The following is a 13,198-nucleotide window of genomic DNA, read 5'->3' on the forward strand; positions in this document are numbered from 1 at the left end:
ATGAATTTAAATATTCAATGTTGGATTTGAAATCATGATAAATAAAATTCCATATACATCATACTTAGGGCCCGCAGGGCAGTTATGTAGCCAAGGTAATGCCGTCGAGTTTCTTCAGCCTTGGTATACGCCTATCTCCACAACTCCTGCCAATACTGGCATGGCGGTTGGTGGGATAGGCTCAACCTTTACCTTAACACCGCAAGGTAATACTCCTAACTTTAGTTTTATTCCCGGTGTGTTTATTGATTGTGAACATGAAAATGTTCATTTTAATGATTTTTATTGTTCAGTGATGGATGAGCACAGTCTAGATAATTTAGCGATTCCGAATCTTGATGAATTATTACTGTTCTTAAGATTTTATCCGGCAGATTTTTCATTTGTTATTGAATCTTGTGACGATAAACTTAATATTCTTGATGGAATAAAAAATTGTTTAAAATCAGGGTTATTTTATACCACTAACCAAGCTAATTTTGTACGTTGGCATATTGAATTTTCCAACCAGACTCAGCAAGCGATTGTCAATGATCCCTTCAGTCTGAAAACGCAGTTACTGGTCGCGCTTGATTTCTTTAATGGTTTACTCATCAATGGTTCTGCGCGTGCCTGGTCATTGACGGCCAATCAGAAGACCAGTATTGCATCAATTGAAGCAAGCCAAATCGACTACCGTGCGCTATATCCAATCGCAGAATATGAGTATCAAGGGCTTGGGGCTATCACGCTGACGCGTCAGGTTGTTTCTCCAATGGTGAAAGATGACCAAACTCTCTGCAGCTTACCTATGCACTGGAACCAATTTGAGATCAGTAACCGCAGTGATCGAATTCAACTGGTTACCTTGGTTCAGCCTCTGCGTAATTTACTTGGGTCTACCTATAAAAAAGCGCGCGAGGGGGTACAAGATTCCTGTTGTCATTTGGTGCAAAATACCATTGGTCAGCAGCATCAACCTGTGACGTTCACCGGTGATAACTACACGTTTCAAGGCGTGAGTATGACATCCCATTCACCTTATGCCGCTGATATCTCAGGGGAGGTGGTGTATGGCGTGCATACTCAGCATTCGGCAGCTGCCGGCAAGATCACCGTCACGGTTAAACCACAGTTATACAGCAGTAAAACTGAGCAGCAAGTGGAGCGAGCATTAAATACGGGACGAACCAATCAACATTTTGATCGTGGAACATACAGTGGTCGAGAGTCATTAAGCGCTTTAGTGTGTGTGCAAGTGACGCTTGAGCCGGGAGAGACGATTGCGCTTCGCTTTGCGCAAGTGATGGAACACAGCAAAATTTTGTTAGATGGTTGGGAAAGTGAAAAGGCCTATGTCCGCTACTTCTCATCGGATCTGCGAGCGCAATCGATACTTGAATATACGTTACCCAAACTTGATCAGATTGAACGAAGCATTATTGCTGAGCAATCAAACTTTTTGGCTCAAGCAGAGCAAAATTTTGTTGATCGTGACAGTGCGCGGCGTTATGCGACCATGGCGATGAACTGTTTATCGTTTTTAGCCGAGTCTACCGTGTGGGATAAAGAGAATATCTTGTTGGTGAAAGAGTGTGTCGATTACCCATTCTTTAACTCATTAGATGTGTATTTCTATGGTTCATTTTCATTGCTCTATCTGCTGCCAGAGCTGGATGGCTGTGTGATGAAGCACTTTGCAAAAGCTATTTTGAATAGTAATGATAGGCTGCGTCGCTATTGGGAATATGAAGATAAGCCCTATGCAGAATTGGTGGATGAAAAATACCAAGGAACTCGAGCTGAACGAGGTGCAGTGATTCACGATCTGGGCAGTCCATTTGATATTGAGCCAGATGCTTACAGTTGGCATAACGTTAAACAATGGAAAGATCTGGCCCCTAAATTTATTTTAATGGTGTATCGACATTGGCAAAAAACAGCAGACCGTGACATCGTCGAAACTTGCTGGCCTTCTGTTCAGGCGAGTATGGATTATCTTATCCAACTAATTGAACCGGGAGATGTCCTGCCTTTGACTCGAGGTACCGACGACACGTTTGATAATTTGGCTTCACATGGTGTTTCAATCTATTGTGCTAGTTTATGGGTTGCCGGATTACGTGCTGCGAGTGAACTGGCAGTATTGGTTGGTGAAAGCGAATTGGCACAAGATTATACACAAAGGGCGAAGCAGGCCCTTGAAACGCTAGAGCGTGGTTTGTGGGATGAGCAAAAAGGTTATTACCACTTTTTTATTACCCCGCTACAAGCCAAGCATCTGACTGGCAGCCATTTCGAGGCGCTCGAAGCACTTGGATTGAGCTTGACCGGAAATCCGCTGCATGATGCTCCCCTAGTGAATGCTTATTTAGATGCTTACCAATTAACCGGGGAATTCAGTAAGCGTGAACAGCGCCTAGCTAAGAAGCAGCGTTTGATGGATTTAGCACCACTGGCATTTACCGCCGAATTCGCCCAATTAGAAACAGATTCTGATAACAGTTTTGGCGATGCTTTGTTAGCTGATAGTTATTTAAAACTGGTTGATTTACCGGGTTTATTTGATTCCTCTCGCATTGAGCGCACCTTAGATTACATCTATCAAACAAACTTTATCACTAATAGCCCGACATTGGGTGTCGCCAATATGACTCTGGCTAATGGTCAACCGCATGACGCGTTTCAGGCACAAGATGTGTGGATTGGCGTTCAGTTTAGCGTGGCAACCGCCTTACGTCTTGCTGGTAAACAAGCACAAGCCGAAGATCTGATGGATACGGTGTATCAGGCACTTTACCATATGGCGAAAATTCCTTTTGCGGCACCAGAAGGGTTTAATTGCTCAGTCACCATCAGCGGTAAGGACATCGAACAACGCTTTAACGTAAGCGGTGAAGTAGCGATGAAGTTGTTAGCACAGTTAAAGAGCGAGGGACATTTACTTACTGATGGCCGAGTTAATCCTGCGTTAACTCAGAGTGTTGACCTGTTCAAGTTGAGTCTGGCTGAATTACCCTCAAATGTCAGTGATGGTGAACTGTACACTTGGCTGCTCAGTACCGGTTTAAAATACACGGCTGGACGCTATTTCCGACCCGGGATGATTTTTGCTTATCTTTATCAATCAATTTGTTAGTTGGTTAAAGGCTAGAAACGTGGGATTAAGTATGATAATTAATCCCACGCTATATTCGATTATTCTAATGAAACTATGCATAAAAAGGAGAATAACGCCATGGCCAATAAAAAGAAAAAAGAGCCAACCGTGTATGACGTGGCTAAATTAGCAGGGGTATCGCCAAGCTCAGTTTCGCGATTTTTAAATCGAACCACTTATGTCTCGGAAGATAAGAGCTATAAAATCGAACAAGCCATTACCACACTCGGTTACAAACCGAATTTCCAAACTCAACAAGATAAAAGTTGTCGCTCAATGAAAATTGGCGTCTTAGTCCAGCATCCTGATAGTCCGTACACCAGTAGTATTCTCAATGACATGGAAAGAGTCCTTATGAAACAGGGCTATTCTTTAGTGCTCGCCAGTGGCCATTGGCAGAATAAAATGGGTATGCATGCACTGGAGTATTTAGTCAAATGTGCGGTTGATGGCATAATTTTGATCACCGGCTGCCTAAGTGACCAATTAATTTTAAAAACCTCCGAGTCGATTCCAGTCGTAGCGGTCGGATATGACATCGAAGGGGAAAATATTCGCACACTAAACATGGATAATGTGCTCGGTGGCTATATGGCGACGTTGCACTTATTACAATTGGGTCATATGAACATTGCGCATATTCGAGGTTTGGATAGTCAGCCTGATTCTCGAGCACGTTTTAAAGGCTATAAAAAAGCATTACAGGAATTAAATATCAAACCCAATCCTAAGCTAATTAAGCAAGGTGATTTTAGTATTGAAACTGGATACCAAAAAACCGTTGAATTAATCGAATCTAAAGTTCATTTCTCTGCGCTGTTTGCGGCCAATGATCAAACCGCTTTTGGCGCAATTAAGGCGTTGAATGATCATGGTCTGAATGTCCCTCAAGATGTCTCGGTAATAGGATTTGATGATCTGCCCATTTCAAAATATTTCACTCCAGCCTTGACAACTTTACGTCAGCCAATTGAAGAAATCGGTTCCTTATGTGCTAAATCAATGTTGAATTTGCTTTCTGGTGAGCGTCACGAAGCGAGATTACCCCCGATAGATCTTATTGTTCGTCAGTCTACTAAGTCTATTTATCGATAATGTTTCTTGAAACAGATTCATTGGCCTAGAAGCAATTGTTAGCGAAATCACGAACGGAATAATTGATACAATTAGGTCTGTTTTTTTGTGCACTGGCATCAAATTATTCACCATCGATATCACTTAATTTGGTGGTGTATTAAATTCAATGTCTAGGAGTAAGTATGTACAAGATGAGGCTATCACTGTTAACAGTTCTAATTCTTTCTTCGAGTTCTCTATATGCCAAGGAACAAATCAATAATGGAAAATTTAACGGCAATTTAGATGGTTGGTGGAGTGCCGGGGCAGATGTAAAAGTTATTGACGGCGAAGCGTGCGTTGAGATTAGAAATCCTGGCGAAAATTCTTGGAATATCATATTAGGTCAAGGAGGGATCGGTCTATCTAATAATGCTGATTATCAGCTTTCATTTGATGCATATGCAACTACTGACACTCAAGTCAAAACGCTTATCCAGCATGAAGGACCTCCATATACCAATTATTTTGTTGATGAAACTAAAATATCACCTACAAAGAAAAGCTATAAATTTAAATTTAATCACCAAGTGGAAAGTGATGCTAAAACTGAATTCCAGTTCCAAATGGGTGCTCAAAAAAAGGCGACCGTATGTTTTAGCAATGTTTCGGTTGTTGGTGATAAGTTTAAGGAAGAGTTAAAAATAAACTCAGTCCGTGCTAACCAATTAGGTTATCTTCCTCAGTCTGATAAATTAATTTTTGTCTCTAATCAATCAAAAAAGCCGCTAAAGTGGGTGTTGACCAACAGTAGCAATCTCAGCTTAGATTCCGGGAAAACAGAAGTTTTTGGTCTGAATAAAGCATCGGGTGAACATCTTCATCGGATTGATTTATCAAAATACAAAGCGCCAATGGATGGTTTGCAAGTGACAGTGGGTGATGAACAAAGTTTCCCATTTCGGATCAATAGCGATATTTATACTCAGTTGAAATACGATGCATTGTCTTATTTTTACCAAAATCGCAGTGGTATTGAGATAGATCAGTCATTGGTGCAAAGAGAAAACTTGGCTCGTCCTGGTGGGCATATGAGTGATGTGGTCACCTGCTTTGATAAAACTGACAGTTGGGGTAATAGTTGGCCAGGCTGTGATTTTACGGTAGATGTCACCGGTGGTTGGTATGATGCCGGCGACCATGGTAAATATACGGTTAACAGCGGAATTTCGACTTGGACACTATTAAACCTGTACGAAAGAGGTCGATGGGTTGCCAATGCATCAATTCCATTTGCACAAGGAAAGGTAAACATTCCAGAGGCAGGCAATGGGGTCAATCCTTTGTTATCAGAGGCTCGGTGGAATGTTGAGTTTATGCTGGCAATGCAGATCCAGACCGATAAACCAGTCGCAGTGCCAGTGGGTGATCAATCTGGTTCCAAGACGCTAAAATTAAGCCAGATCAACGCGAAAGGAATGGCATTCCATAAAGTTGCAGACGAAGAGTGGACAGGAATGCCTCTGCCACCTCATATGGACACTCAGAAACGTTATGTCGGTTCTCCAACCACAGCAGCAACTTTAAATTTGTCGGCTGTTGGCGCTCAATGTGCACGTATTTGGCAAGAAATCGACCCGGATTTTTCAAGACGCTGTTTGAATGCCGCACAACAAGCTTGGGACTCCGCAAATCAGCACTCTAATATTTTTGCTTATGATAATTTTATTGGTTCTGGTCCTTATGACGATCTCGAACTTTCTGATGAGTTTTATTGGGCTGCTAGCGAGTTGTATATCACAACTGGTGAATCGAAATATCTTACCGTGCTGAAAAAGTCACCTCATTATCTAGAAACGCCAAAAGGTAATATTGAAGCTAAGGATGAAATGTTCTGGGGTTACACCGCACCGTTAGGTACTGTGAGCTTAGCTATCGTCCCTAATAATCTAGGCGAAGATCTAGTTAATACCGCAAGAAATAATCTCATAGCCACGGCTGATAGTTTTGTTAATCAGATAAAGAACGAAGGCTACCATATTCCTTATACCGTTGAGGAATATCCTTGGGGCTCGAACTCTAGCTTTGTGAATAGAGGTATTTTATTAATTTATGCTCATGACTTCACCGGTGATAGCAAATATGTCAAGGCCGCAGCCAATGCGATGGATTACTTGCTAGGTGCTAACCCGATGAACCTTTCATATATTACTGGCTATGGTCCTAATGCTGCTCAGCGTCCTCACCATCGCTTTTGGGCGCATGCCGCTGATGAAAAATCGCCAGCCCCTGCGCCTGGTGCTTTGGTTGGTGGTCCCAATTCGGTGAGTTACAGTGACCCTGTTGCGGCTACCTTAAAAGGTGAGTGTGTGGGTCAAACTTGCTATCGCGATAACATTAATGCCTGGTCATTTAATGAGATTACGATCAACTGGAATGCACCTCTGGTTTGGTTAACATCTGCTTTAGATGAAGGGAAACTAAACTAAATTTAAATTATCATCTTATTACCGTGTAGTATTTTTATTTGTCGGTAATAAGATGATCATAATTGTGATGGTTTTATTCATTGGAAAGAAATAATTTTAAAATTCTAAATAATATTTAAATTTTCATTATATATCTAGCGATGGCCTGTATTGCCGTTGATGTTAATTATAATCGAAATGTATTTCTTTTCTTCGATATTGCTAATTATAGTGCCGCTTAATGCAATGTGCTAACTTTTGATGCAGTTATAGATTTATGCTGATTATATTGTAATTAATTAAAAACAATGCCACATTGAGTATGTGAGAATTATTATCATGAGAGAAATTAGATTTGTTAAATTTTGGTTGTTAGTGTTTTTTATGGTGTTTCTTAATATTGGTTGTCGCTCGGAAAATAATGAAGGAACAAAATTATCTGACCAATACTACACTGATTTGTATTATTGGAATTCTAGTAAAGGTTTAGACTTCAGTTTTCTTGGTCGTGGAATAAATCTTGGTAATTATTTAGAGTCACCTAATTATGAAGGTGAGTGGAACCATGATTTTATTATTCAGGCTTCTGATTTTGAAAATATTGAATCTGCTGGTTTCGCTAGTGTTCGAATCCCTGTACGTTGGAATGCTCATACCCAAAGTGACCCCAAGGTTATTGATGAAGTTTTTATGGCTAGAGTCCAACAAGTTGTCGATTATGCTATTCAAAATCAATTAAAAGTAATTATTAATAGTCATCATTTTGATGAATTATTTTATAACAAAAACGAGTTTGATCAACATCGTCAGCGTTTACTCTCATTTTGGAATCAAATCGCACAGCGATTTCCGTTGAGCGAATATGATGAAGAGCAGTTAGTATTTGAATTTCTCAATGAACCACACGGTAATCTCGGAGTTAAGGAATGGAATGCTCTTGTTGCAGATTTAACTAAACTTATTTGGCTGGATAATGCCAGTAGTCAACATAATTCTTTAGGGCAAAGAAAAATTATGATTGGTACGGCTGATTGGGGCGGGCCTACCAAGCTTAACGATTTGGTCTTGCCAGATAGTGTCAGCGCTCAGAACACTATTATAACGGTACATTTCTATGAACCGTTCCAATTTACTCACCAAGGTGCAGATTGGGTTGAAAATGCAAAAAATTGGATAGGCACCAGATGGTTAGGTACAGTAGATGAACAGAAAGTTTTAACCGATTATCTCAATGTTATTACCGATTGGAATCAACAGGCTGGACGAGGATTTGAAATAAACATTGGTGAATTTGGTGTATATAGCAAATATTCTCAGCCACAAGATCAAAAAGCATGGACTGCTTATATTGCCAGAGAAGCAGAAAAACGGAGTTTTAGCTGGCACTACTGGGAATACAGCTCAGATTTTGGTGCTTATGATTTTAATTCTAATCAATGGCGTTCAGAACTAATAGATGCATTAATTCCACAATAAAAATTCCATGGAATTAATATGTAATTTTTATTTATCAATTTTTTAATTAAGGAGTAAACATGAAAGCAAATAATGTTAATTGTCTTGTGACATTGATTTTTATTGGTTTAATAAGTGGCTGTAATTTAAAAGATCGCGATATTAATGTTGACTTTAATCCAGGTAGTCCAGATAGTCCTGCATTCAATAGTGCTCCAGCTCTCTCTAATGGTGATTTCGCCGTATTTTATTCCGGCGACTTTTCACTGGCGACGGATCTGAGTGATAAGCATAAATTTGATTCCTTCGGTGCAGAGCGAGAACTAACCGAAGATGTCATTGATGTGTTATTTCCAGGTAATGGCGGTATTTTCTTTGAGCCTGCTGTTGGTCAAGTGACAGATCTATCTGAACTATATGCAGCGGGAGTCATGACTATTGATCTGAAGGTGAAGAATTACGGAGAGTCTAATGAGATACAAGTCAGGCTTGAGTCTGCCACACCACAGTATGATAATTATTATCAAATCGGTGTGGGACAAGTTCCTGCCGGTGGCGATTGGTATCGTTGTCAACTTCTAGTGAGTGATTTAGCTCCTAGTGCGGATTATTTAAATGCCGCATTTAGAACACCTTATATTTCAGGCGTTTGGGATTCAATGGCTGATTTGCAATTTACGTTGGCCAATGTAGCGTTTCTGGTCTCATCAAGCGCACCGAATGGTAACACTGGCTGTCGTCCGCTGTAACAAGCATTTATGTATAGGCATCGGTCAGAAAAACATTAAGAGCAAAATTGCTTGAAATGGCGACATTTACATACAAAAAAGACGTCCTAGGACGTCTTTTTTGATGGAATTTGGCTCCTCCTGCGGGGCTCGAACCTGCGACATACGGATTAACAGTCCGCCGTTCTACCGACTGAACTAAGGAGGAATAATTTTCGTGTCGGATGTTAGCGAGCGGGCCGATGAGTGTCAACCATTTCACATTAAAAAACACATTTTTATGCAGTGAAGGGTTTACTTTTGTGTATCCCTTACCGCTATTGAGCTGGGTTCACTTATCCACTAAATTTGTGGATAAGTATGTGAATGGATCTTGATTAACCTTTAATGCCGGTATTGAGGATGTATAACGCTGGTTTTGAATGGAGTTTTATTTTTGCTTAACGCTTTATTTTTCATTGTTTATTTGAAATTTGTCACTCTTGAGTGGCTGAGTGATGAAATCTGGCCTTTTCGGCTCGATAAGGCGTGCAGAACAAAATCTGGGGAAAACTAGTGGATTATTTTTATGTTCGCGTTCGGCGTTAAGCCGAAATGGGGGCAGCAAGATTAGCAACTCTGGAGTGATAACGCTAGGATTAATTGCAGTAAACTTTACTGACATCGCACTGCGATGGATAGACCTGCAACGCCAAGTGGTTTGGGAATACGTGATGGAAGAAGTACTTGATCACTGGCTGTACATCCAGTAACAATGGCGCCGAGCAGATAAGCGTAATGAGGATGGCATGAGTAAAGCATTTGAACTGGTTTCCGATTATCAACCCGCCGGTGATCAACCCAGCGCGATCCAGCAGTTGTTGAATGGTCTGCAAGCGGGATTAGCCCATCAAACCCTGCTCGGTGTGACGGGCTCAGGAAAAACCTTCACTTTGGCCAATGTGATTGCCCAGTTACAACGCCCAACGATTTTGCTCGCGCCGAATAAAACCCTCGCAGCGCAACTGTATGGCGAAATGAAAGCGTTTTTCCCGAACAACGCGGTGGAATTTTTCGTCTCCTATTACGATTACTACCAACCTGAAGCCTATGTGCCTACCACCGATACGTTCATTGAAAAAGACGCCTCGATTAATGCGCATATTGAGCAAATGCGTTTATCGGCCACCAAAGCCTTATTGGAGCGCAAAGATGCGGTGATCGTCGCATCGGTCTCGGCCATTTATGGTTTGGGTGATCCCGATTCTTATTTAAAAATGATGCTGCATTTGCGACGTGGCGATGTGATTAATCAGCGCGACATGCTACGCCGTTTGGCTGAATTACAATATTCGCGCAATGATCTGGCGTTTGAGCGTGGCCAATTTCGTGTTCGTGGTGAGGTGATTGATATTTTCCCAGCCGAATCGGATCAACAGGCGGTGCGGGTAGAGATGTTTGACGATGAAATTGAGTGCATCAGTCTGTTTGATCCATTGACTGGCATGATCCTATCTCGTGATTTGCCACGTTACACCATTTACCCGAAAACCCACTATGTGACGCCGCGTGAGCGGATCCTCGCCGCAATTGAACAGATTAAACATGAGCTGCATAGCCGACGTCAGTATCTGTTGGATAATAATAAACTGCTGGAAGAGCAGCGGATTGCCCAACGCACTCAGTTTGATCTTGAAATGATGAATGAGCTGGGTTTTTGCTCTGGGATTGAAAACTACTCGCGTTATCTCAGTGGACGTGCCGAAGGTGAGCCACCTCCGACACTATTTGACTACTTACCACACGATGGCTTGCTGATCATCGATGAATCTCATGTCACCGTGCCACAAATTGGCGCGATGTTTAAAGGCGATCGCTCACGCAAAGAAACCTTAGTCGAATTTGGCTTTCGGCTGCCTTCCGCGCTGGATAATCGTCCATTGAAATTTGATGAATTTGAAGCGCTTGCACCACAAACCATTTTTGTCTCGGCTACGCCAGGCGAATATGAGTTAAACAAATCGGCGGGTGAAGTGGCGGATCAAGTGGTACGTCCTACCGGTTTATTGGATCCCTTGATTGAAGTGCGCCCTGTGGCCACTCAGGTTGATGATCTGCTCTCCGAGGCTCGCGTGCGTGCCGCTAATGATGAGCGGATTTTAGTCACCACCTTGACCAAGCGGATGGCGGAAGATTTGACCGAATATCTGCATGAGCACGGGGTGAAAGTACGCTATCTGCATTCTGATATTGATACGGTTGAACGTGTTGAAATCATTCGTGATTTACGCTTAGGCGTCTTTGATGTGCTGGTTGGGATCAACTTACTGCGTGAAGGTTTAGATATGCCAGAAGTCGCGTTAGTGGCGATTTTGGATGCCGATAAAGAGGGCTTTTTACGTTCCGAGCGCTCACTGATCCAGACTATTGGCCGCGCGGCGCGTAACGTCAATGGTAAAGCGATTTTGTACGCAGACACCATCACCAAATCGATGGGGAAAGCGATGGATGAAACCGAGCGCCGCCGAGCTAAGCAGCAAGCGTATAATCAGCAACGCGGGATCACTCCGCAGCCGTTAAAACGCAATATCAAAGATATTATGGAGTTGGGCGATATTGCTAAATCGCGCAAACCGAAGCACAGCAAAGTGGTGCCATTGGCGAAAGTGGCGGAAGAGAGTGCCGGATACCAAATCTTGACTCCGCAGCAGTTAGATAAACAGATCAGCCAATTAGAAGCGGCAATGTATCAACACGCGCAGAATTTGGAATTTGAGCTGGCCGCCCAGAAACGTGATGAAATTCATCAGCTACGTCAACAATTTATCATCAACAGTTAGCCTAGCCAGTGAGTGAAATGAATTCAAATTTGTAAAATGCAAGCGCAAATGCAATATTACCGCAAAATGCAAAACAATAATGGCTAGGCTATGCAACACAACCCCTCTTTGCCGCCGGTGAAGTATCTATTAATGGTCGAAGATACCGCGTCGATTGCGGCGCTGTATCGCTCTTTTCTCGCACCGCTAAATATCGATATCAATATTGTGGGAACTGGGCGTGATGCGATTGCGAGCATTGCACACCGCGAGCCTGACTTGATTCTGCTTGATTTACGTCTGCCGGATATGACTGGCATGGATGTGTTGCATGCGGTTAAGCAAAAAGCCCCTGATGTACCGATCGTGTTTATGACCGCGCATGGTTCGATTGACAGCGCTGTGGAAGCGATGCGCTACGGTGCGCAAGATTTTTTGATCAAACCTTGTGAAGCGGATCGCTTGCGGGTCACGGTCAATAACGCGATTCGTAAAGCCTCAAAGCTTAAAAACGACCTTGATAACAACAATCATACTTATCAAGGTTTTATTGGTAGTAGCCAAACAATGCAAGCGGTGTATCGCACGATTGATTCCGCCGCGAGTAGCAAAGCGAGCATTTTCATTACCGGTGAAAGTGGTACCGGTAAAGAGGTTTGTGCGGAAGCCATTCATGCTGCCAGTAAACGGGGTGAAAAACCGTTTATAGCGATTAACTGTGCGGCGATCCCGAAAGATTTGATTGAAAGTGAGCTATTTGGCCACGTAAAAGGCGCGTTCACTGGAGCAGCCAGCGAACGGCAAGGTGCCGCCGAAGCGGCTGATGGTGGAACGCTGTTTTTGGATGAGCTGTGTGAAATGGATTTAGAGTTGCAGACCAAATTACTGCGCTTTATTCAAACTGGCACATTCCAAAAAGTTGGCTCGTCAAAAATGAAAAGCGTGGATGTGCGTTTTGTGTGCGCCACCAACCGCGATCCTTGGAAAGAAGTGCAAGCTGGGCGTTTTCGGGAAGACTTATACTACCGTTTATACGTGATCCCGCTGCATTTGCCCTCACTGCGTGAGCGCGGTGATGATGTGATTGAGATTGCCTATTCTTTGCTGGGTTTTATGTCCAAAGAGGAAGGCAAAGATTTTGTGCGTTTGTCGGCCGAAGTGGTGGAGCGTTTTCGTCGCTACGAATGGCCAGGTAATGTGCGCCAATTACAAAACGTATTGCGCAATGTGGTGGTGCTGAATGAGGGATGTGAAATAACCCTTAATATGTTGCCTCCTCCGCTTAATCACCCTTCGGTACCGCATTTACGTGAAGAAATTAAACTAGATCAACAGCATGTAATCTCAGTACATGAAATTTTTCCGTTATGGGTCACGGAAAAACAAGCGATTGAGCAAGCGATTGCCGCTTGTGATGGTAATATTCCGCGCGCCGCCAGTTATTTAGCCGTCAGCCCATCGACCATTTATCGTAAGCTGCAAACTTGGAATGAACAAGCGACAGAGAAAGTCACAGTAAAAGATAAAGTTACCGCAAAAGAGCAGGAGCGCTAA

General features: G+C 42.6%; 7 protein-coding genes and 1 tRNA gene. 7 read left to right on the top strand and 1 reads right to left on the bottom strand.

Features of this window, described 5'->3' with window-relative positions; all coding sequences use genetic code 11:
• The first annotated feature begins 34 nt into the window (after nt 1–34).
• From PUN32_RS00485 to PUN32_RS00505, 5 genes are all read left to right on the top strand, one after another.
• Nucleotides 35–3,118 carry a GH116 family glycosyl hydrolase gene (locus tag PUN32_RS00485; RefSeq protein WP_274721262.1) on the top strand — a complete coding sequence of 1,028 codons (3,084 nt, stop codon included), beginning with the start codon at nt 35–37 and terminating at the stop codon, nt 3,116–3,118.
• 99 nt (nt 3,119–3,217) lie between these two features.
• Nucleotides 3,218–4,234 (top strand): LacI family DNA-binding transcriptional regulator, encoded by a 1,017-nt coding sequence (locus PUN32_RS00490; protein WP_274721263.1) that lies wholly within the window; start codon nt 3,218–3,220, stop codon nt 4,232–4,234.
• A 164-nt stretch (nt 4,235–4,398) separates the two neighbouring features.
• On the top strand, nt 4,399–6,684 hold the full coding sequence (locus PUN32_RS00495; protein ID WP_274721264.1) for a glycoside hydrolase family 9 protein: 2,286 nt from the start codon (nt 4,399–4,401) through the stop codon (nt 6,682–6,684).
• A 318-nt stretch (nt 6,685–7,002) separates the two neighbouring features.
• Nucleotides 7,003–8,139 (top strand): glycoside hydrolase family 5 protein, encoded by a 1,137-nt coding sequence (locus tag PUN32_RS00500; RefSeq protein WP_274721265.1) that lies wholly within the window; start codon nt 7,003–7,005, stop codon nt 8,137–8,139.
• 59 nt (nt 8,140–8,198) lie between these two features.
• Complete coding sequence (locus tag PUN32_RS00505; RefSeq protein ID WP_274721266.1) at nt 8,199–8,867, top strand: hypothetical protein; 669 nt, start codon at nt 8,199–8,201, stop codon at nt 8,865–8,867.
• Nucleotides 8,868–8,978: 111 nt separating this feature from the next.
• On the opposite strand, the gene PUN32_RS00510 is transcribed toward PUN32_RS00505, so the two are convergent.
• Nucleotides 8,979–9,054: transfer RNA gene (locus PUN32_RS00510), tRNA-Asn, on the bottom strand.
• A 580-nt stretch (nt 9,055–9,634) separates the two neighbouring features.
• Here PUN32_RS00510 and uvrB point away from each other — a divergent pair.
• A complete protein-coding gene (uvrB, locus tag PUN32_RS00515) occupies nt 9,635–11,665 on the top strand; it encodes an excinuclease ABC subunit UvrB (protein ID WP_274721267.1) in 2,031 nt (676 codons plus the stop codon).
• A 90-nt stretch (nt 11,666–11,755) separates the two neighbouring features.
• Nucleotides 11,756–13,198 carry a quorum-sensing sigma-54 dependent transcriptional regulator LuxO gene (luxO, locus tag PUN32_RS00520; RefSeq protein ID WP_454892505.1) on the top strand — a complete coding sequence of 481 codons (1,443 nt, stop codon included), beginning with the start codon at nt 11,756–11,758 and terminating at the stop codon, nt 13,196–13,198.

This window comes from Vibrio chanodichtyis (assembly GCF_028863985.1).
In the GTDB taxonomy this organism is placed as follows: Bacteria; Pseudomonadota; Gammaproteobacteria; order Enterobacterales; family Vibrionaceae; genus Vibrio; species Vibrio chanodichtyis.

What these genes read in the sequence shown, in the direction of transcription:
- uvrB (WP_274721267.1), top strand. Translation starts at nt 9,635, where the DNA reads ATGAGTAAAGCATTTGAACTGGTTTCCGATTATCAACCCGCCGGTGAT.
- PUN32_RS00495 (WP_274721264.1), top strand. Translation starts at nt 4,399, where the DNA reads ATGTACAAGATGAGGCTATCACTGTTAACAGTTCTAATTCTTTCTTCG.
- PUN32_RS00500 (WP_274721265.1), top strand. Translation starts at nt 7,003, where the DNA reads ATGAGAGAAATTAGATTTGTTAAATTTTGGTTGTTAGTGTTTTTTATG.
- luxO (WP_454892505.1), top strand. Translation starts at nt 11,756, where the DNA reads ATGCAACACAACCCCTCTTTGCCGCCGGTGAAGTATCTATTAATGGTC.
- PUN32_RS00485 (WP_274721262.1), top strand. Translation starts at nt 35, where the DNA reads ATGATAAATAAAATTCCATATACATCATACTTAGGGCCCGCAGGGCAG.
- PUN32_RS00505 (WP_274721266.1), top strand. Translation starts at nt 8,199, where the DNA reads ATGAAAGCAAATAATGTTAATTGTCTTGTGACATTGATTTTTATTGGT.
- PUN32_RS00490 (WP_274721263.1), top strand. Translation starts at nt 3,218, where the DNA reads ATGGCCAATAAAAAGAAAAAAGAGCCAACCGTGTATGACGTGGCTAAA.